The sequence below is a fragment of the Streptomyces sp. cg40 genome, from assembly GCF_050320165.1.
GTDB lineage: Bacteria > Actinomycetota > Actinomycetes > Streptomycetales > Streptomycetaceae > Streptomyces > Streptomyces hokutonensis.
This window is the reverse complement of the sequence record NZ_CP190128.1, coordinates 539,979-559,806: the sequence shown is the minus strand read 5'-3', so window position 1 is coordinate 559,806 and position 19,828 is coordinate 539,979. Positions and strand designations below refer to the sequence as shown.

Annotated in this window: 15 protein-coding genes; 8 read left to right on the top strand and 7 right to left on the bottom strand. The window is 71.1% G+C overall.

The features are described from left to right. Positions 1-2 precede the first annotated feature (2 nt). From ACQHII_RS02330 to ACQHII_RS02320, 3 genes are all read right to left on the bottom strand, one after another. The gene (locus tag ACQHII_RS02330) at positions 3-1,274 is read right to left on the bottom strand and encodes an alpha-L-fucosidase (protein WP_427917582.1); all 1,272 of its coding nucleotides are present in this window, start codon (positions 1,272-1,274) and stop codon (positions 3-5) included. A 133-nt stretch (positions 1,275-1,407) separates the two neighbouring features. Beyond that, positions 1,408-2,598 carry a hypothetical protein gene (locus ACQHII_RS02325; RefSeq protein ID WP_427917581.1) on the bottom strand — a complete coding sequence of 397 codons (1,191 nt, stop codon included), beginning with the start codon at positions 2,596-2,598 and terminating at the stop codon, positions 1,408-1,410. A gap of 269 nt (positions 2,599-2,867) precedes the next feature. After that, positions 2,868-3,287 (bottom strand): hypothetical protein, encoded by a 420-nt coding sequence (locus ACQHII_RS02320; RefSeq protein ID WP_427917580.1) that lies wholly within the window; start codon positions 3,285-3,287, stop codon positions 2,868-2,870. 297 nt (positions 3,288-3,584) lie between these two features. Here ACQHII_RS02320 and ACQHII_RS02315 point away from each other — a divergent pair, with 297 nt between their 5' ends. Continuing rightward, the gene (locus ACQHII_RS02315) at positions 3,585-5,663 is read left to right on the top strand and encodes a SpoIIE family protein phosphatase (RefSeq protein ID WP_427917579.1); all 2,079 of its coding nucleotides are present in this window, start codon (positions 3,585-3,587) and stop codon (positions 5,661-5,663) included. An 18-nt stretch (positions 5,664-5,681) separates the two neighbouring features. Here ACQHII_RS02315 and ACQHII_RS02310 read toward each other — a convergent pair whose 3' ends face one another. Then, positions 5,682-6,647 (bottom strand): DUF1152 domain-containing protein, encoded by a 966-nt coding sequence (locus ACQHII_RS02310; protein ID WP_427917578.1) that lies wholly within the window; start codon positions 6,645-6,647, stop codon positions 5,682-5,684. A 38-nt stretch (positions 6,648-6,685) separates the two neighbouring features. Here ACQHII_RS02310 and ACQHII_RS02305 point away from each other — a divergent pair, with 38 nt between their 5' ends. Then, on the top strand, positions 6,686-7,624 hold the full coding sequence (locus ACQHII_RS02305) for an RNA polymerase subunit sigma-70 (protein WP_427917577.1): 939 nt from the start codon (positions 6,686-6,688) through the stop codon (positions 7,622-7,624). Positions 7,625-7,681: 57 nt separating this feature from the next. Further along, the gene (locus ACQHII_RS02300; RefSeq protein ID WP_427917576.1) at positions 7,682-8,239 is read left to right on the top strand and encodes a dihydrofolate reductase family protein; all 558 of its coding nucleotides are present in this window, start codon (positions 7,682-7,684) and stop codon (positions 8,237-8,239) included. Positions 8,240-8,297: 58 nt separating this feature from the next. Here the strand turns inward: ACQHII_RS02300 and ACQHII_RS02295 are convergent, their stop codons facing one another. Together ACQHII_RS02295 and ACQHII_RS02290 are read right to left on the bottom strand one after the other, a co-directional pair. Then, positions 8,298-9,662, bottom strand: coding sequence for an FAD-dependent oxidoreductase (locus ACQHII_RS02295; RefSeq protein ID WP_427917575.1), 1,365 nt, complete (start codon positions 9,660-9,662; stop codon positions 8,298-8,300). 188 nt (positions 9,663-9,850) lie between these two features. Continuing rightward, positions 9,851-10,609: an SDR family oxidoreductase gene (locus ACQHII_RS02290; RefSeq protein ID WP_427917574.1), complete on the bottom strand. Its 759-nt coding sequence runs from the start codon at positions 10,607-10,609 to the stop codon at positions 9,851-9,853. A gap of 215 nt (positions 10,610-10,824) precedes the next feature. Between ACQHII_RS02290 and ACQHII_RS02285 the strand changes: the two genes are divergently transcribed. From ACQHII_RS02285 to ACQHII_RS02270, 4 genes are all read left to right on the top strand, one after another. Continuing rightward, positions 10,825-12,138: an MFS transporter gene (locus ACQHII_RS02285; protein WP_427917573.1), complete on the top strand. Its 1,314-nt coding sequence runs from the start codon at positions 10,825-10,827 to the stop codon at positions 12,136-12,138. After that, positions 12,122-14,842 carry an MGH1-like glycoside hydrolase domain-containing protein gene (locus ACQHII_RS02280; RefSeq protein ID WP_427917572.1) on the top strand — a complete coding sequence of 907 codons (2,721 nt, stop codon included), beginning with the start codon at positions 12,122-12,124 and terminating at the stop codon, positions 14,840-14,842. Before ACQHII_RS02285 ends, ACQHII_RS02280 begins: the two co-directional genes overlap by 17 nt. Next, the gene (locus tag ACQHII_RS02275) at positions 14,839-16,317 is read left to right on the top strand and encodes an alpha-amylase family glycosyl hydrolase (RefSeq protein WP_427917571.1); all 1,479 of its coding nucleotides are present in this window, start codon (positions 14,839-14,841) and stop codon (positions 16,315-16,317) included. Before ACQHII_RS02280 ends, ACQHII_RS02275 begins: the two co-directional genes overlap by 4 nt. A 198-nt stretch (positions 16,318-16,515) precedes the next feature. Beyond that, positions 16,516-17,442 (top strand): hypothetical protein, encoded by a 927-nt coding sequence (locus ACQHII_RS02270; protein WP_427917570.1) that lies wholly within the window; start codon positions 16,516-16,518, stop codon positions 17,440-17,442. Positions 17,443-17,505: 63 nt separating this feature from the next. Here the strand turns inward: ACQHII_RS02270 and ACQHII_RS02265 are convergent, their stop codons facing one another. Beyond that, a complete protein-coding gene (locus ACQHII_RS02265) occupies positions 17,506-17,961 on the bottom strand; it encodes a MarR family winged helix-turn-helix transcriptional regulator (protein ID WP_427917569.1) in 456 nt (151 codons plus the stop codon). Between the two features lie 177 nt (positions 17,962-18,138). Between ACQHII_RS02265 and ACQHII_RS02260 the strand changes: the two genes are divergently transcribed. Continuing rightward, positions 18,139-19,599 carry an MFS transporter gene (locus ACQHII_RS02260; protein ID WP_427917568.1) on the top strand — a complete coding sequence of 487 codons (1,461 nt, stop codon included), beginning with the start codon at positions 18,139-18,141 and terminating at the stop codon, positions 19,597-19,599. The last annotated feature ends 229 nt before the right edge of the window (positions 19,600-19,828 follow it).

Below are 19,828 nucleotides of genomic sequence, written 5' to 3'. Positions count from 1 at the left end.
GGTCAGTCCCGCCCCGCACCCCGGTACAGCTCCAACTCCCCGTCCAGCTCCACCGCCAGGACCGTCGCCTGGTCGTCCACATCGGCGGCCCGCGGGGCGTCGATCCAGGTCACGCCCGGCACCTCGCCGAGTCCGCCGATCACGTCGTGGCCGAGTGCGGCGCCTGTACCGAGCACCGTGACCCGCTTCACGGGTGTACGGAGGCCGCGCACCGACACCGACTCGCGCGGCGGGTCGAAGCACACCAGGTACAGCGTGCGGCGGTCGGCGGACAGGGTGCTCGGTCCGTAGTGGTGCCCGGCGGGCAGGCCGGCCACCGTGCCGTACACCGCGTCGGAGTGCCGGGCGATCCAGGCGCCGAGGCCCTCGAGGCGCTCCACCTGCTCGGGCGGGATCGTCCCGTCCTCCCGCGGCCCCACGTCGAGCAGCAGATTGCCGCCCATGCCGATGGTCTCCGTGAAGTAACGCACCAGCTGCCGCACCGACTTGTGATGGTGGTCCCCGTGCTGGAAACCCCACGAGTCGTTGACCGTCAGGCACAACTCCCAAGGCCCGTCCGGGGCTTGCAGCGGTACCCCCTGCTCGGGGGTCGCGTAGTCGCCGTGGCTCAGCATGCGGGCGTTGAGGACGGTGTCGGGGTTCCCGGCGAGGATCAGCTCCGCCAACTCCCGCATGCCCCACTGCTCCTCGGCCCGCTCCCACTCGCCGTCGAACCACAGCAGGTCGGGCCGGAAGCGGGCCACCAACTCGCCGACCTGGCCGTCGCGGTAGGCGAGGTAGCGCGCCCAGGCGGCCGGATCCTCCTCGCCGGGCCGGGCGGAGGCGTACGGGTTGGCGCGGATCTCCTCGTCCGGCGGGTTCGGGTGCACCGTGCTGGCGTAGTCGGGGTGGTTCCAGTCGGAGTGCGAGTAGTAGAGCCCGACCTTGAGGTCCTCCTCGCGCAGCGCGTCGGCATAGGGCCCGATCAGATCGCGGCCGGCCGGGGTGCGGCGGACCACGTCCAGGTCGCCGTGGGCCGAGTCCCACAGGGCCACACCGTCGTGGTGCCGGGCGGTCAGCACCGCGTACCGGGCACCCGCCCGCGCGAACAGCCGCGCCCAGTCCCGTGGTTCGTAGCGCGCGGCGGTGAACCCGTCCAGCTGGCGCATGTATTGCTCGTGCGGCACCTGGCCCGTGTAGAACGACCAGGACTCCGGCACACCGTCGACGGCGTAGATCCCGTAGTGGACGAAGATGCCCAACTTGGCATCGCGGAACCAGGGTTGCATCGGCATACCGCCAAGCTAGGCCGCAAGGAGGCGGGGCGCGTGGGCGGTGATCACCACTGGTGGTCCATTTTCACCTCCGCCGTCGCGCGGCGCGGACCGCTCGTGTGACGGCGGGTCCTTGCGGCCGGAAGTCGACCGCCTACCGCTCCTCGGTAGGCCGGCCGTCGTCCCGCGACGGCTCGACGCGGGTCCCGTCGGCCGACGGTGTCACGGGGCGCAGTGCCTTCGTCGCGTCCCGCAACCGGCCGAAGGTTCGTTGGAGCGGGGACTCCGCCGACCGGGGAGGCTCGCCCGGCACGACAGCGCCGCCGGACTCGCGCAGTGCGGCCAGTGCCTCGTTGGCGCGGTCGGCGGACTCCCGGTAGAGGTCGCGGGACTTCGTCATCGCTTCGAGAGCCTCGGCGTACATGGCCACGAGCCTGCGCTCCCGGGCGAGTTCCTCCTCCAGGGTCATCAGGCTCCACTGCTCGCGCAGCGCGGTGACGGCCTCGGCGCCGCCCTCCGGCAGGGGGCGCGCGGAGGCGGCGTAACGGCAGAGCACGTCCACGAGATCGGCGGGCTCGGAGCCGTCGAGGAAGACGCTGCGCACGGAGAAGTCGCGCACGTCGTAGCCGGGAGCGGCCGGGTTGGTGGGCAGCACCACGGCACCGCCGCGCGGCACCTGGAAGTCGAACTCGCGCAGCAACGCCCAGTTCACGGAGCGTAGTTGGTCGGGGGTGGCCCGGTGCTCCACCACGCAGTGCCGCAGGCTCGCCGGCAGCAGCGGGGCCAGGGGGAGCCGGCCGCGCGCGTCCGGGGTCATCGCCTCGTGCACGACGACGTGCACGCTCCAGCCGTCCTGCGCGCAGCTCCGGAACAGCCGTCGTAGATCCTTCTCGTCCGACGGCAGCGGGTTGACCTGCCGGAAGCGCAGACCGGGGACCGGCGCGTGGTCCCAGCCGGAGTCCGCGTCCTCGGGCCAGAAGACGGTCGCGGGGGAGGGCCAGTGGGGGTTCCACGGCCGCTCGGCCTCCGCGACCAGGATCCACTCCCGTCCGTCGGGCGAAACGGGGGCGGCGGGCGAGCCCGGCGCCGGAAGCGCCGGAAACGTCAGCCGCGCCCGCACGGTCACCGTCCCCTCGACCCGCCAGCGGGCCTCGAAGACCAGTTCCCCGGGATCATGGCCCTGATCCTCGTCCGGTTCCATGTGGTCGTCGATGACCTCGCGGTCCTTGAGGCGCTGCAACTGTCGCCGTACGACATCGGCCGCGTCCTCGGACCCGACGTGGCGGCCGCGAGCCAACCACACCGTGTGGGGGATCGTGGGCGGAGCTGTGGAGGAGTTCGACATAGGCCAATCTGCGGGCGGGAGCGGGGCTGACCCACCAGTATGGGCGTTGGAGATCTTGGTGGGTCAAGCGGGGGTCGTGGAGTCTCGTATGCCCGGAATTCCTGCGATCCCGCGTGAGCATACGCGCGGGGTGTGATCGGTCCGCTCCGGGCGGCGGGGTTTCACACGTGCCTTTGACATGGCCCGGTCCGCAGAATGGTGGCGCGGACGGGACCCGCCCACCATCCGCTCGGGGTGGGTCCCTTCCGTGTGCCCCGCACCGCACCCGCTCACCGCCGCCGGCGGTCCGGCCGGGACGGCACACCTGCCTCGGCCGGCGGCGCGCTGAATCCGGCCGGTACCGAACGCGAGCTCGCCGGGGGCGGTGCCTGGAGGGGTACGACCGTCTCCTGGCGGGGCGGCCGGGTGCGCGGCGCGGGCTTGCCGACGACCCGGGTGTGCGTCATCAGTGAGGCACAGGCCGCGCAGACCTCGGACAGGGCCCACACCTGGCCGACCGCCGGATCGTGCCGGAGCACGAGCAGCACCGAGCCCGAGCAGTCGACCCGGGTCCCCTCGTGCGCCGCGCACCGCTGGCGACGGCAGCCGCAGGCCGCGTCGGGGCGTACGGTCGCCGCTCTGACATGGGCCGCCGCGTGGGCTTCGGCGAAGCGGCGCAGGGCCGGGATGTCACGCGACCGGGCGGGCATGCCGCACCCGGAGGAGCAGCTGACCGAGGCGGTGCGGTCGCGGTGACCTGTGATGCGAATAGTCCAGGTACGCCCGGGTCGACGGGCTGACGGGGCGTCAGGGTACGCGAGAGCCAAGACCACAGTTCCTTTGAGTGGAGGTGTTCACGCGGAAGAGGCGCTGAGTTAAGAACTACCCGCCGTGGGGCACTTCACAGCATTTGCGGACCCCAAGTATTCGTTCGATCCCGCCGGCCGTCGTGCGCGCGGTCCCGGCGCCCGGTTGTTGGCCTCCGGGTGCGGGAGCACACTGATCCCATGGATCCCGCCCGCGGGGACGACGACGAGCGCGCGCTGATCGAGCGCGCGTTCAGGCAGGCGTCGTTCTCGATGTCGGTGTTCGACGCCGCGCAGCGGTATCTGCGGCTCAACGCCGTGGCCTGCGAGGTCATGGGGCTCGGCGAGGAGGCCCTGCGCGGCCACGCCTTCCCCTACGGCCTGCCGGCGGACGTCGACCAGCTGGGCACCCTCCAGGCACTGCGCGACGTGGCGGCCACGGGCAAACCCGCGCACTACGAGAGCTACACCCGCGCCCCGTCCGGAATCCGCGAGCACGCCTGGAACCTGGAGCTGTGGCCGGTCCGGGACGACCGGGGCGAGGTCCGCGCCGTGGGCATGGCCGGATTCGACAGCAGCGAGCAGCACTGGGCGCGGCAGCGGCTCGCGGTGCTCGACGAGGCCGCCGTCTCCGTCGGCACGACCCTCGACCTCGACCGCACCGCGCGGGAACTCGCCGAACTGGTCGTCCCGCGCTTCGCCGACTTCGCGAGCGTGGACCTGCTGGAGGCGGTGATGCACGGCGAGGAGCCCGAGGACGGCGGCCCGGACGCGGACGTCGTGCTCCGCCGGGCCGCGCATCTGTCCACCGAGAAGGGGACCCCGGAGGCCGTGATCGGCCTGGGCGCCAGCGACGCCTACCCGCCCTACTCGCCGCCCGCCCGCGCCCTGCACACCGGCCGCCCGGTGCTCAGCGGGAGCGGCGACCCGGACTTCGACCGGTGGATCGCGGGCGTCCCGGCGCGGGCCGCGAAGATGCGGGGATCCGTCGTCACCTCACTGCTGGCGGTGCCGCTGATCGCGCGCGGCACCACGCTGGGCGTCGCCGTCCTGCTGCGCACCCGGCCCGACGCCTTCACCCAGGACGACGTCGCCCTGGCGCGGGAGATCGCCGGCCGGGCCGCCCTCTGCGTCGACAACGCCCGCCGCTACACCCGGGAGCGCTCCACCGCGCTCACCCTCCAGGAAAGCCTGCTGCCGCGCGGCACGTCCCCGCAGTCCGCGGTCGACGTGGCCTGCCGCTATCTGCCCACCGACTCGCGGGCCGGTGTCGGCGGCGACTGGTTCGACATCATCCCGCTCTCCGGCGCGCGGGTGGGCCTGGTGGTCGGTGACGTGGTCGGCCACGGCATCCAGGCCTCCGCCACCATGGGCCGGCTGCGCACCGCCGTCCAGACGCTCGCCGACGTCGACCTCCCGCCCGACGAACTCCTGGCCCACCTCGACGACCTGGTCCTGCGGCTCGGCGGTGACGACGAGAACGGCGGGCGCGCCGGCGTCGGCGGCACCGGGGCGACCTGTCTGTACGCCGTCTACGACCCGGTGTCGCGGATGCTGAGCGCCGCGAGCGCCGGTCACCCGCCGCCCGTCCTCGTCCTGCCGGACGGCACCACGCAGGTGGTCGACATCGGCGTCGGCCCGGTCCTGGGCGTGGGCGGCCTGCCCTTCGAGACCACCGAACTCGAACTGCCCGAAGGCACCCTGGTCGCCCTGTACACGGACGGTCTGGTGGAGGCCGCCGACCGGGACCCGGACCTCGGCATCTCCCGGCTGCGCGAGGCCCTTGCCGGATCGCGGTCCACCCTGGAGGACCGCTGCGACCAGGTGCTGTCCGCGCTGCTGCCCAAGTACCCGACCGACGACGTGGCCCTGGTGCTCGCCCGCACCAGGGCACTTGACGCCGACCACGTCCAAGTCTGGGACCTGGCCGCCGACTTCGAGGGCGTCTCCGAGGCCCGACGGCTCGCCACCGCCCAACTCGACGCCTGGGGACTGACGGAGGAGGCCTTCGTCACCGAACTCGTCGTCAGCGAACTCGTCACGAACGCGATCCGCTACGGCGCCGAACCGATCCAACTCCGCCTGATCCTCGACCGTACGCTCATCTGCGAGGTCTCCGACGGCAACTCCACCTCGCCCCACCTTCGCCGGGCCCGCATCTACGACGAGGGCGGCCGGGGCCTCCTCCTGGTCGCCCAGCTCACCGCCGACTGGGGCACCCGGCACACCGCGACCGGCAAGACCATCTGGGCCGAACAGGCGCTGACACCTGCGAGTTGACCACACCGGGGCGGGCGGTCAGTGGGGGTAGGCGCGCGGTGGGCGCTGCCGGGGCAGTTCGTCGCGGAACTCCTCGATGCGCGAACTGACCTGCCGGATCAGCGCGGTCGGCGCCAGCCGGTCGAGGTAGAGGTTGCGGCGGGCGAGCCCCGGAGCGTCCACGCAGAAGTACAGCGACATCAGCGGATTGATGAACAGCTCGCTGCCGCGCGTGCGTTCGGTGAAGCGGACGTCGCCGAAGTCCCCGCGCACGGCGGCGGCGACGGAACCGTTGACGATGCTCGGGTGGTCCGGCGTGCACTCCTGGGCGTGGGCCACCGCGTCGAGGTACAGCCGCCCCTCCCGGCTCTCGCGCGGGAGGGAGAACGCGCCGAGGTAGGCACCCTCGCGCTCCAGCGCGGCCAGATTCTCCAGCACCAGCGCGTGGTTGACCCCGTGGTACGCGTCGATGCCGAAGCCCAGACACGCCACCAGCCGCACCGGCACCTCGTCGAGGCCGTCCACCGCGGCGAGGCTGACCATGTCCTCCTCCGGTGTGCCGAGCCCGTGTTCGTCGCCGCGCATCAGGATGTCGGTCCCGCCGTCGACGAGCACGACGGCGTCGACACCGCCCAGGTGGTCGATCAGCGCGCGGTACGCGGCCCGCAGCGGCTGCACGCCGGTCAGGGGAAACGCGTACACCGTGGACGGCATGTCGTGCAGCCGGAGCCACCGGGCGAGCGACCGCTCGGGGAAGTAGTCACCCCGCGCCTCCGTGTCGGGGCCCACTGCCGCGAGGTCCGGTTGCACCCACACGTCCTGGTCGAGGCCGTACAGATCGGCGAAGGACAGGTTGGCGAGGTGCACCTCCTTGCCGGCCGAGCGCAGCGCGAGCGCGAGGGGCAGCCCGGCGTAGACGTCGAAGCCGCCGCCGGCCCCGGCGACGAGGATCCGGCGCGCGTCGCGCAGCCGGGAGAAGAACGGGGGTTCGAGGAGGGAGAACACCGGAGGACGTTAACAGCCCCGTACGCCATGATGGACGCGTGGACTTCGAGCCGTACCGGGGCGAGTTGGTGGCGTACTGCTACCGCATGCTGGGCTCGTTCCACGAGGCCGAGGACCTGGTGCAGGACACGATGCTGCGCGCGTGGAAGGCCCGTGACCGCTACGACCCGAGCCGCGCGTCCGTCCGGACCTGGCTGTACCGCATCGCCACCAACGTCTGCCTCACCGCCCTCGAAGGCCGCGCCCGCCGCCCCCTCCCGTCCGGCCTCGGCGCAGCGGGCGAGGACCCCTGGACCCCCCTCACCCCGGCCACCGACATCCCCTGGCTCCAGCCCTTCCCCGACGCGCGCTACGACATGGAGGCGCGGACCGACATGCGGCTCGCCCTGGTCGTGGCCCTGCAACGGCTCCCGGCGCGGCAGCGGGCCGTGCTCGTGCTCCGCGAGGTGCTCCAGTTCAGCGCCGCCGAGGTCGCCGACCAGCTCGACACCACCGTCCCGGCCGTCAACAGCACACTCCAGCGGGCCCGCGCCGCCCTCACGGACATCGGCGACGGCCAGACGGTCGCCGAACCGGACGACCGTGAGGCGCGCGAGGTGATCGACCGCTACCTGCGGGCCTTCGAGGCGGCCGACGTCCCCGCCCTCGTACGGCTCCTGGCCGACGGGGTCGTCCTGGAGATGCCGCCTGTCCCGCTCTGGTTCCTGGGCACCGGGCACTACGGCGCGTTCATGCGCAGGGTGTTCGAACTCCGCGGTACGGACTGGGCGTTGACACAGATCACGGCCAACTCGCAGCCCGCGCTCGCCGCGTACGCGTCGGACCCCGACGGAGGCCGCCGGCTGCACAGTGTCCAGGTGTTCACGGTCGGCGGCGGCCGGGTCACCCGCAACGTCGTGTTCACCGAACCGCAGGTGCTGGCGTCCTTCGACCTGCCCCGGCGGATTTCCTCGGATCAACCGCTCCCGCCGCGATGAGTTCGGCCGCTGCCGCCGGTACGTACCGGTGAGCATCGACCGAAAGGACAATGGATCATGAGCGTCACCGTCATTCAGTTCACCACCCTGGACGGAGTCGTCTCCGACCCCGACGGGTCCGACGGCACCCCCTACGGCGGCTGGCTCTTCCGCTACGGCCGCGAGGAGATCGAGGGCGACAGGTTCCGGCTGGCCGACACCCTGGGCGACGGGGTGCTGCTGCTCGGCCGCGGCACGTGGGAGGCGTTCGCGCGGCTGTGGCCGGGCCGTGACGACCCGTTCGCCGCCCGCATGAACTCCGCGTCGAAACTGGTCGCCTCCCGCACCCTGACCGATGCCTCGGCGTGGGCGAACTCGACCGTCCTCGACGGCGATCTCGTCGACGCCGTGAAGCGAGAGGAGCGGGAGGTGGTCGTCATGGGCAGCCTGAGCATCGTCCACACGCTGATGGCGCAGGACCTGGTCGACGAGTACCGGCTCATCACCTTCCCCACCGTCGTCGGTACCGGTGAGCGGCTCTTCGCCGCGGACGGTCCCCCCGCGAACCTGGAGTGCCTGGAGGTGGAGAAGCCGGGGCACACCGTGTTCGCCCGGTACGGGAGGGCCGTGCGCTGAAGTGCGAAGGGCCCGGCGGTACGGCCGCCGGGCCCTTCTGACCTCACCTTGTCGAGACTTACGCGCCGCTCGCCCGGAGCATGTCCTCGCGCTCGACGATCTTCACGCGCTCACGGCCCTGCGGCTCGCCCAGCGCCTTCTCGGCGGCGTCGAGCTTGTACCAGCCGTCCCAGGTGGTGAAGCGGACGTTTCGCTCGGCGAGGAACGCGTCCACGGCCTCCGGGTCGGGCGAAACAGGCGTGTGCAGACGGCCGCCTGCGTGGTCGTCGAGCAGGTTCGCGACCGTCTCGTTGGCATCGCCCTTGGTGTGGCCGATCAGACCGACCGGACCGCGCCGGATCCAGCCGGTCACGTACGTCGACTGGAGGTGCTCGCCGGTCTCCTGGATGACCCGGCCGCCCTCGTCCGGGACCGTGCCCGACTCGATGTCCCAGGGGAGCTTGGGCAGCTTGTCGGAGAGGTAGCCGACCGCGCGGTAGACCGCAGTGACGTCCCAGTCCTTGAACTCGCCGGTGCCCTTGACGTTGCCGGTGCCGTCGAGGGCGGTGCGCTCGGTGCGCAGGCCGACGACCTTGCCGTCCTCGCCGAGGATCTCCGACGGCGACTCGAAGAAGTGCAGGAACAGCTTGTGCGGGCGGTCGCCGACATCGCGGATCGCCCAGTTCTCCAGGGTCTTGGCGACCATGTCGGCCTGCTTGTTGCCACGACGGGTGGTGATCGAGCCCTCGTCGTAGTCGATGTCCTCGGGGTCGACGATGACCTCGATGTTGGGGGAGTGGTCCAGCTCGCGCAGCTCCATCGGGGAGAACTTCGCCTGCGCCGGGCCGCGGCGGCCGAAGACGTGGACTTCGAGCGCCTTGTTGGCCTTGAGGCCCTCGTGGACGTTCGGCGGGATCTCGGTGGGCAGCAGTTCGTCGCCGGTCTTGGCGAGGACGCGGGCCACGTCGAGGGCCACGTTGCCGACACCGAGGACGGCGACCTTCTCGGCCTCCAGCGGCCAGGTGCGCGGGACGTCCGGGTGGCCGTCGTACCAGGAGACGAAGTCGGCGGCGCCGTAGGAGCCGTCCAGCTCGATGCCCGGTATGGACATCTCGCGGTCGGCGGTCGCGCCGGTGGAGAAGACCACGGCGTCGTAGAAGGAGCGCAGGTCGTCGAGGCTGATGTCGGTCGGGTAGTCGACGTTGCCGAAGAGGCGGATCTGCGGCTTGTCCAGGACCTGGTGCAGGGCGGTGATGATGCCCTTGATGCGCGGGTGGTCGGGGGCGACGCCGTACCGGATCAGGCCGAAGGGCGCGGGCATCCGCTCGAAGAGGTCGATGGACACACCGGGTTCGGCGGCCACCTCGGACTTGAGCAGGGCGTCGGCGGCGTAGATCCCGGCGGGACCGGCTCCGACGATGGCTACCCGCAGGGGGCGCGGCATGATCAGGTTCCCTTCGAACGATGACAGGCGACTCGACGGGAAGCCTAAGCTAAGGCATGCCTAAGTCGGTACGCGGGTCCGATCTATGACCTCATAAGGCGGACTTATGGGGAGTCCAAGGCTGCCGCATGGTCGGGAACCGAGGGCCGTGGTTCCGGTCCGCGGACCATGGTCACGATCGGGGGGTCTCAACCGGCCGGGCGGATGTGCACCACGTCCTGCACGACCTCGGGCGGGGTGACCAGCAGTTGGACCATCACGCGGGCGACGGTCGCCGAGGGGAGCGGCTTCATGGCGCCCACCCTGGTCAGATAGCCGTCCGCCTCCCATACCGGCGCGGCGCGCTGCCGGTCCTCGCCGGGGAAGTTCTCGATGAACGCGCTGTCCGAGATCGAGCCCAGGATCACCAGGGCGACCCGGATCCCGTCGCCGCGCAGTTCCTTGTGCATCGCGGCGGTGAAGCCGTTCAGGCCGTGCTTGCTCGCCGCGTACATGGCCATCAACGGCATGTGGTCGAGGGTGATCTCGGAGGAGATGTTCAGGATGTCGCCGCCCCCGGCGGCCCGCAGCAGGGGCACGGCCGAGCGGATCGTGTGGATCGGGCCCAGGAGGTTGGTGCCGACGCAGGCGTGGATGTCCTCGTCGGCAGTCTCCTCGATGGCGCGGATGCGGGCGACCCCGGCACTGTTCACCAGGATGTCCACCCGCCCGAACCGCTCCTCGATCCGGGCGAACGCCGCCCGGACGCTGTCGCCGCTGCTGACGTCGGTCGGGATCGTGTGCACCGACCCGGCCATCTCCCGCGCGGCCGTCTCCAGCCGGTCGGCGCGCCGGGCGAGCAGCACCACCTGCGCCCCGTTCTCGGCGAGTTGCGCCCCGACGGCCCTCCCCACGCCGGTCGAACCTCCGCTGATCACCGCGACCTTGCCCTGCATCGTGCCTGCCATGACGGCCTCCCCGGCGAGACGTGACGATCGGGTGAGAGGCTACCTCTCGTCAAATGAGAACGCCATATTCGTACCTTGAGGCGTAAGAGCCATGGGCGGCGAAGTAGCTCTGGTGGCAGGGCGGTCGGCTCGCTAGGCTGCGCGGCGGAAGCGGGATCGTCAACGCGTCGGTGGCTGGGTAGCGCGTCCCTCCGACGTGCTCACGGGAGACGCCGATGGCGTACCGATCCCTTCTCCGCGTGCCCGGCGCGGCATTCTTCCCGCTCGGGTTCCTCGCCCGCCTTCCCTACGCGACCTCGTCGCTCGCGACGCTCATCCTGGTCCGGGCCGCCTCCGGCAGTTACGCCTTCGCCGGTCTCGCCGCCGCTGCTCAGGGCATCGCCAACGCGCTCGGCGCCCCGGTCGCCGGAGCGCTGGCCGACCGGCACGGCCACCGTCGCGTCGGGGCGGTGAGCGCGCTCGCCAACGCCGGTGCCCTCGCCGCCCTCGTCGTCGCGAGCCACTTCGGCGGCCCGGGCATGATTGCCGCGGCTGCCCTCGCCGGCCTCACCCAGCCGCCGGTCGGCTCCCTGGTCCGCGTCCACTGGTCCCGCCTGCTCCACGCGCGCGAGCGGCCCGACCTCGTCCCCACCGCACTCTCCTACGAGGCGACCGCCGACGAGCTCAGCTTCGTCGCGGGCCCGGCGATCGTCGGCCTGCTCACCTCCCTCGGCCCCGCGGCACCGACCCTGGCGGCCATCGCCCTGCTCCTCCTGACCACCCTGCCCTTCGCTCTCTCCCTCGCCCCCGGCGGAGTCGCCGACCGACCGACACCGGGCACTCCGCGAACTCCCTTGCCCCGCCTGCCACTTGCGATGATGTTCCTCGCCATGGCCGCGATGGGCACCGTCTTCGGCGCCGTACAGACCGGCGTCACCGCCTACGCCGACGACAGCGGGCACCCCGGCGGCGCGGGCCTTCTCTACGCCCTCTTCGGCATCGGCAGCGCCCTGGCCGGTGCCGCCTGCGCCTGGCTCCCCGCCCGCTTCACGCTGCTCCACCGGTACGTGACCTTCACGGCGACCCTGCTGCTGGGAACCCTCAGCCTCGTCGCCGGGTACGGACTGCACGCCGTTCCCGCGGCTGTGGCCGTCGCCGGTGTCACCGTGGCGCCGTACATGATCACCCTGTACGCGCTCACCGAACGCCTCGCGCCCGCCGACCGGGCGACCGTCGCCCTGACGATCCTGTGCGCGGGCGGCCCGCTGGGCACCGCGACCGGGCAGGCGCTGGCCGGCTACCTGGCCGACCGTCACGGCGCCGCCGGAGCCTTTCTGGTGGCCCCGACGGCGGCGGGAGCGGCGCTGCTCCTCGCCGTGACGGTGGTTCTCGGGGACTCGCGTCGCGCCTCCCGCCCCGACCCGGTGATCGAACGGGACGCGACCACCGGATGGCCATCAGGGCAAGCCGTTGCGGTCGAGTCAAAGACGCCTGAATCTGAGGGAATGTGCCGGGCCACGAGGAGGACACGTGATGGCGACGAACGGTGACGCGCCGGATGCCGAACGGCGGCGGCTGGCCGAGGCCGACGAATCCGGGGTTCCGTGGCGCCGTTGGGGCCCCTATTTGAGCGAGCGCCAGTGGGGGACCGTACGGGAGGACTACAGCCACAGCGGTGACGCCTGGTCCTACTTCACCCACGACCAGGCCCGCTCCCGCGCCTACCGCTGGGGAGAGGACGGCATCGCGGGCATCAGCGACGACAAACAGCGGCTGTGCTTCGCGCTCGCCCTGTGGAACGGCCGCGACCCGATCCTCAAGGAGCGGATGTTCGGCCTCACCAACTCCGAGGGAAACCACGGCGAGGACGTCAAGGAGTACTACTTCTACCTCGACAGCACGCCCACGCACTCGTACATGAAGTACCTCTACAAATACCCGCAGGCCGAGTACCCCTACGAGGACCTCAAGGCCACCAACAGGGCGCGCGGACGCGGCGACTTCGAGTACGAACTCCTCGACACCGGCATCTTCGACGAGGACCGCTACTTCGACGTGTTCGTGGAGTACGCCAAGGCGGGCCCCGAGGACCTGCTGATCGAGATCACCGCGCACAACCGGGGCCCCGACGAAGCCCCGTTGCACCTGCTCCCGACCCTGTGGTTCCGGCACACCTGGTCTTGGGCGGGAGGCACCGCCGTCCCGTCCCTCCGGCAGGAAAACGGCGGCCAAGTCAGGGCGGACCACGCCGAGTTGGGACCGCGCTGGCTGTACTGCGACGCCGAAGCGCAGACCCTGTTCACCGAGAACGACACCAACAACGAGAAGATCTTCGGCAGTTCGAACGCCTCCCCGTACGTCAAGGACGGCATCGACCGCTACGTCGTCCAGGGCGAGACCGGAGCCGTCAACCCCGACCGGACCGGCACCAAGGCCGCCGTCCACCACGTGCTCACCATCCCCGGCGGACAGAGCGCGACCGTCCGCCTGCGCCTCACCGCCGCCGAACTCCCCGACTGGACCGGCGACTTCGACACCGTCATGACCCGACGCCGGTCCGAGGCCGACGAGTTCTACGACGCCTGCACCCCGGCCGACGCGGGCACCGACGAACGGCGCATGGTCCGGCAGGCGTTGGCCGGGATGCTGTGGAGCAAGCAGTACTACTACCTCGACGTCGAGCGCTGGCTGTCCGAGCACGGCGTCGACCCGCTCGCCTCCGACCCCCGGGTGCGGAACAGCAACTGGTACCACATGGTCAACGACGAGATCATGTCGATGCCGGACACCTGGGAGTACCCGTGGTTCGCGGCCTGGGACCTCGCCTTCCACACCGTCGCCCTGTCGATGGTCGATCTCGCCTTCGCCAAGGGCCAGTTGGACCTGCTGCTGCGCCGCCTCTACCTCCACCCCAACGGCCAGATCCCGGCCTACGAATGGAACTTCGGGGACGTCAACCCGCCCGTGCACGCCTGGGCCACCCTGTTCCTCTACGAGCTGGAGAAGCACCGCACCGGCAAGGGCGACCGCGCCTTCCTGGAGAACGCCTTCCAGAAGCTGATGAAGAACTTCACCTGGTGGCTCAACCGCAAGGACACCGACGGCAACAATGTCTTCCAGGGCGGCTTCCTCGGCCTCGACAACATCGGCGTCTTCGACCGCAGCGCCCCGCTCCCCACCGGCGGCCACCTCGACCAGGCGGACGGCACCGCGTGGATGGCGCTCTACTGCCAGAACCTTCTTGAGATCGCCATAGAGTTGGCCGTCGACAACCCCGTCTACGTCGAGCAGGCGCAGTCCCTCTTCGAGCACTTCGCGTGGATCGCCGTCGCCATGAACCGCATCGGCGCCGACAACGCCAGCCTCTGGGACGAGGAGGACGGCTTCTTCTACGACGTGCTGCGGCTGCCCGACGGTACGGCGACCAGGCTCAAGGTGCGCTCGCTCGTCGGCCTGATTCCGCTCGCGGCCACCAGCCTGGTCGGCGGCTGGGCGGACCAGCGCTTCCCCGAACTCGTCGCGGGAGCACTGGAGTTCATCGAACGCCATCCAGCCGTCGAAGCCACCATCTCCTCGCACGAGGCGATGGGCCCGAACGCCGACGGCCGTTACCTCTTCGCCCTGTTCGGCGAGGACCGACTCCGGCGCGTCCTGTCCCGGATGCTCGACGAGGACGAGTTCCTCGGCCCGCACGGCATCCGCTCCCTCTCCCGGTACCACGCCGAGCACCCGTACACCTTCGACGTGCACGGGGAGTCGTACGGCGTCGGCTATCTGCCGGCCGAGTCGGACTCCGGGATGTTCGGCGGCAACTCCAACTGGCGCGGCCCGGTGTGGTTCCCAGTCAACTTGCTGTTGATCCGGGCCCTGTTGAACCTGCACGCCTTCCACGGCGCCGACTTCACCGTGGAGTGCCCGACCGGCTCGGGCCGCCACCTCACCCTCTACGAGGTCGCCCGCGAGATCGCCGACCGGCTCACCGCCACCTTCCTCAGCGACGAGGACGGACATCGGCCGGTGCACGGCGCCCAGGCCAAGTTCGCCAAGGACCCGCACTGGAAGGACCTGATCCTCTTCTACGAGTACTTCCACGGCGACAACGGCGCCGGCCTCGGCGCCTCCCACCAGACCGGCTGGACCGGTCTGTCCGCCGTCACCGCCACCCTCTTCCACACCCTGGGCGACGGCGAGTGGTCGGCCCGGGGCCGCGAGAGCCTGCGCCCCACCGGCGACCGAGAGGAGCCGCTGTCATGACCGCCTGGCCCGACCACCCGGTGATCTACGAGATCAACACCCTCATCTGGCTGGGGGAGTTGAGCACCCGCTACGGCCGCCCCGTCACCCTCGGCGAGGTGCCCTCGCCCGCCTGGGACGAGGTGGCCCTCCCCGGTGTCGACGCCGTCTGGCTGATGGGCGTGTGGGAACGCAGCCCCGCCGGACTGGAGATCGCCCTGCGTGACGAGTCGTTGCAGGCCTCCTTCCGGGCGGCGCTGCCCGACCTCCGCCCCGCGGACGTGGCCGGATCGCCGTACTGCGTCCGGAACTACGTCGTCGACGCGACCCTGGGCGGCCCGGAGGGACTGGCGGAGGCCCGCGCCCAACTGGCCGCGCGTGGCGTCCGGTTGATCCTCGACTACGTCCCCAACCACATCGCCCCCGACCACCCCTGGCTCACCGAACGCCCCGGGTGCCTGGTCCAAGGCACCCCGGACGACCTCGCCCGCGACCCGGGCGCCTTCCTGGAAACCGGCGGCAAGGTGTTCGCCCGTGGCCGCGACCCCTACTTCGCACCCTGGCCCGACGTCGTACAACTCAACGCCTTCAGCGAGGAGTTGCGCACGGCGGCCGTCGACACCCTGGCCTCCATCGGCGACCAGGCGGACGGCGTGCGCTGCGACATGGCCATGCTCTTCATGACCGACGTCTTCGCGAAGACCTGGGGCGAGCGCGCGGGCACGGCGCCGGCCGAGGACTTCTGGCCGTACGTCGTCCCGAAGGTCCGCGAGCGCCACCCCGACCTCCTCTTCGTCGCGGAGGCGTACTGGGACCTCGAATGGGCCCTCCAGCAGCAGGGGTTCGACCACTGCTACGACAAACGGCTCTACGACCGGCTGCTCCACGAGGGCGCGGACTCGGTGCGCGGCCATCTGCGGGCCGACCTGGGCTACCAGCGCGGCCTGGTCCGCTTCCTGGAGAACCACGACGAACCCCGGGCCGCCGCGACGATGTCACCCGAGCGGGAACGGGCGGTGGCGGTCACGATCGCCACGCTGCCCGGCGCGACCCTCTGGCACGAGGGGCAGTTCGAGGGGCGCCGGATCCGCCCGCCGGTCTTCCTCGCCCGCCGGCCGGAAGAGCCCGTCGACAAGGAACTCCTGGCCTTCTACCACCAGTTGCTCTCCGCTGTGGGGTCCTCCGGCATGCGCACGGGAGGGGAGTGGCAGTTGCTCGACTGCACCGGCTGGCCCGACAACCCGTCCCACGAGAACCTGATCGCCTGGTCCTGGACGACCGATTCCAGTCGCCATCTCGTCGTCGTCAACCTGTCCGAGCAGCCGGCCCAGGGCCGGGTCCGCCTCCCGTGGAGCGACCTGCGCGGCGGACACCGCCAACTCACCGAACTGCTTTCCGAATCGACCTACGACCGGGACGGCGACGAACTCCTCGACCTCGGCCTGTACGTCGAGCTGGAGGGCCTGCACTGGCATCTGCTCGCGGTGATGCCCTGATCTTGACCTGTGGCCAACTGGTGAAGGATTGACGGGAGTTGTGAAAGGTGACAAGAATTCAGCTTGCTTCGCTGTGGCTTCGCTGAGCGAAGCATGTGCGGGCGGTCCGGTCGCGCACGCCCTGGATCGTCTCCTTTCGTGCGCCCGCTGCCCGCGCTCTGCCACCTCCCACACCTTTTATCTTCGTCGAGGCTCACCTTGTCACGTTCGCACCACCTCCCATCCCTGTCCGCCCTGGCGGCCACCGCGTTCATCGCCGCCGCCGCGCCCGTGCTCGCGGCCGGTACGGCGAGCGCCACCGAGAACGACGCGTGCCAGTCCGCCACCGTGCAGTACCGCATCGTCGGAGCCGGTGGAAGCGTTGTCGGCGCCGACTGGACCTCACAGGGCGGCTTCCACCAGTGGAACACCGTCCCCGGCACCGTCGAGGTCCGGCTCGCCCCCGGCCAGAGCGTCGGCGAGGGCTGCAAGTACCCCGTCTCGCTCGCCGAGTACACCGCCGAAGGCCCCACCTGGTACACCTCCGGCCACCAGACCATGGTCGACAAGGCCACGGTCTACCTCACCGCCAAGGACGTCGCCGGCGCGGACGGCGCGGGGCAGACCTGGCAGAAGCTCAACGTCAAGTCGCCCGACTGCTACGGCCAGATAGACCTGTACGGCGACGACGTCACCTACGACGGCGGTACGGGCGAGGGTCACGGCCCGCTCCCGTACGAGCCCGACAACATCGTGACCCCGTACCACCTCATCGCGGCCTGGAACGGCGGCGACAAGGAGTGCACGCCCAGCACCCCGGACTCGCCCACCCCGACGCCGACCCAGCCGGCCTCGGCCCCGCCCGCGACGCCGTCGACCCCGGCCGGCAGCACGCCTCCCGCCGACGAGACGACCCCGCCGCCCAGCCCCAAGCCGTCGACGACGCCGCCCACCTCCGCGCACGTCCCGCCGCTGAAGCCGACGCCCTCGCCCACGCCGAAGACGACGCCCGACGGCGGCAAGCAGCCGCTCGCAGAGACCGGTTCCAACGCGCCGGTCGGCCTCCTCGCGGGTGGCGCGGCCCTCGTCATCGCCCTGGGCGGCGGCGTGGTCTACGCGGCGAGCCGTTCGCGCCGCTCCTCCTGATCCGGGTACACCCGGTGTGAACCGACCGCCCCGCCCCGTGAGTTGCCACGGGGCGGGGCTCACTCATGGCCGTGGCCAGGGGCGCCCGCCGAGCCGCTCGATGTCGGTGTTGAAGCGTCGTAGAAAGGCCGCGAAGGCGGCGATGTCCGCCTCCGACCAGTCGTCCATGATCTGGTCCAGGGACTGCACGAGACCCTCGCGCTCCTCGTCGAGCATTCGCGCGCCCAGGTCCGTGATGCGGAACTTGCGGGCCATGCCGCCCTGCGGATCGGGGATCCGCTCCACCAGACCGGAGCGCATGGCCGCCGCCGTCTGCCTGTTGAGGGTGGAGGTGTCGAGGCCGAAGGCGTCGCTCAACTCGCCGATCGACATGGGGCCTTGGACGCGGATCCGGCTCAGCAGGATGTAGGCGCTGCGGTCCAGCACGCCGTCCTTGCGGCGCCCGCCCTTGTGCGAGAGAAGCCCGTGCCGGCTGAGGAGCATCTGCTCGTACTCGATCTCGCCCGTACGCCTGTCCATCGGTCCGCTGCCTCCTGCTTCCTGCCGATGCCGCCGCCGATTCATGCGGTCCGGGGCGGCCGGGCCCATCCTCGCACGACCGTATGCATCATCCCCATCACATGCTTGATACATACGATGTGTACGATGCACATTCCTTCACGTCCCGACCGAACAGATACGCCGAGGAGTCCCGTCATGGACGCCCCCCAGCCCACAGCCCGCGCAGGCGGCGTGATCGCCACGCTGGCCTTCGCCGGCACCACGGCCGCGATCATGCAGACGCTGGTCACCCCGCTCATCGCCGACCTCCCGGAGATGCTGCACACCTCGTCCTCGAACGCCGCGTGGGTGATCACCGCCACCCTGCTGGTGGCCGCGGTCTGTGTGCCGGTCGTCGGCCGCCTCGGCGACCTGCTGGGCAAGCGCCGCATGCTGCTCGCCTGCTCCGTCCCGCTGATCGTGGGCTCGGTGGTCTGCGCGCTCTCCTCCTCCGTCGTCCCGATGATCGTCGGACGCGGGCTTCAGGGCATGGGCATGGGCATGGTCCCGCTGGGCATCGCCCTGCTGCGCGACGTCGTACCGCAGGAGCGGCTCAGCCCCTCCATCGCGCTCGTCAGCGCCTCCATGGGCATCGGCGGCGGCCTCGGCCTGCCGATCGCCGCGGCCATCGCGCAGTACGCCAACTGGCGTGCCCTGTTCTGGGGTTCGGCCGCCCTCGCCGCGGTCGTCGCCGCGCTGATCTGGTTCCTGATCCCGGACGTACCGGCCGCCGCGAAGGGTCAGCGTTTCGACGCCCCCGGCGCCCTCGGCCTGGCCGTCGGCCTCGTCTGCCTCCTCCTCGGGATCTCCAAGGGCGCCGACTGGGGCTGGGGTTCGGCCACCGTCCTCGGCCTGTTCGCCGTCGCGATCGTGGCCTTCCTGGCCTGGGGTGTCTGGGAGCTGCGCACCGGCGACCCGCTGATCGACCTGCGCACCACGGCCCGCCCCCGGGTCCTGATCACCAACATCGCCTCGGTGTTCGTGGGCGTCGGCATGTACTCCAGCATGCTGGTCGTGCCGCAGCTGCTGCAGTTCCCCGAGGCCACCGGCTACGGCCTGGGTCAGTCGATGCTCGCCTCCGGCCTCTGGATGGCCCCCGGCGGCATCATGATGATGATCGTCTCCCCGCTCGGCGGAAAGCTCACCAACGCCCGCGGCCCAAAGTTCACGCTCATCAGCGGCGTCCTCGTCATCACCGCCGGCTACGCCCTGTCGATGGGCCTGATGAGCTCCGCCTGGGGCCTGATGGTCGTCTGCATCGTCATCAACAGCGGCGTCGGCCTCGCCTACGGTGCGATGCCCGCCCTCATCATGAGCTCGGTCCCCCTCTCCGAGACCGCCGCCGCCAACGGCTTCAACACCCTCATGCGCTCCCTCGGCACCTCGATCGGCGCCGCGGTGATCGGCGTCGTCCTCGCCCAGATGACCAACACGGCGGGCGGCTACACCTTCACCTCCGAGAGCGGCTTCCGCACCGGCCTCCTCATCGGCGGCGGTGTCGCCCTCCTCGCGGCCCTGGTCGCGGCGGCCATCCCGGCCGTACGCCAGGCCGCGCAGGAGAACGAGAAGCAACCCGCGACGGTCGCGGCGCGTGAAGGGGCCGGGGTCGAGTCCTGACCTGAACGTGGTGAACGCACGGGGGAATCGCTGCCCGGTGCCGTAGGACCGGAGAACCGGTTTTCGGCGCCGGGCAGTGTGCTGCTCGGGAACGACTCCAGAGCGGATGGACATGGGGTACGGCACCTGAACGCCGACCGCAACGATCGTCGACCGGTGGCGGCCCTGGCCCACGGTCAGCTCGGATCATCGCCAGGGCCTCTTTGCGTGCCGTCCCCACCGCCCAGTG

Coding starts and splice junctions, on each gene's coding strand:
- ACQHII_RS02330 (WP_427917582.1), bottom strand. CDS start 1,274: ATGCCGATGCAACCCTGGTTCCGCGATGCCAAGTTGGGCATCTTCGTC.
- ACQHII_RS02325 (WP_427917581.1), bottom strand. CDS start 2,598: ATGTCGAACTCCTCCACAGCTCCGCCCACGATCCCCCACACGGTGTGG.
- ACQHII_RS02320 (WP_427917580.1), bottom strand. CDS start 3,287: ATGCCCGCCCGGTCGCGTGACATCCCGGCCCTGCGCCGCTTCGCCGAA.
- ACQHII_RS02315 (WP_427917579.1), top strand. CDS start 3,585: ATGGATCCCGCCCGCGGGGACGACGACGAGCGCGCGCTGATCGAGCGC.
- ACQHII_RS02300 (WP_427917576.1), top strand. CDS start 7,682: ATGAGCGTCACCGTCATTCAGTTCACCACCCTGGACGGAGTCGTCTCC.
- ACQHII_RS02295 (WP_427917575.1), bottom strand. CDS start 9,662: ATGCCGCGCCCCCTGCGGGTAGCCATCGTCGGAGCCGGTCCCGCCGGG.
- ACQHII_RS02290 (WP_427917574.1), bottom strand. CDS start 10,609: ATGGCAGGCACGATGCAGGGCAAGGTCGCGGTGATCAGCGGAGGTTCG.
- ACQHII_RS02285 (WP_427917573.1), top strand. CDS start 10,825: ATGGCGTACCGATCCCTTCTCCGCGTGCCCGGCGCGGCATTCTTCCCG.
- ACQHII_RS02280 (WP_427917572.1), top strand. CDS start 12,122: ATGGCGACGAACGGTGACGCGCCGGATGCCGAACGGCGGCGGCTGGCC.
- ACQHII_RS02275 (WP_427917571.1), top strand. CDS start 14,839: ATGACCGCCTGGCCCGACCACCCGGTGATCTACGAGATCAACACCCTC.
- ACQHII_RS02265 (WP_427917569.1), bottom strand. CDS start 17,961: ATGGACAGGCGTACGGGCGAGATCGAGTACGAGCAGATGCTCCTCAGC.
- ACQHII_RS02260 (WP_427917568.1), top strand. CDS start 18,139: ATGGACGCCCCCCAGCCCACAGCCCGCGCAGGCGGCGTGATCGCCACG.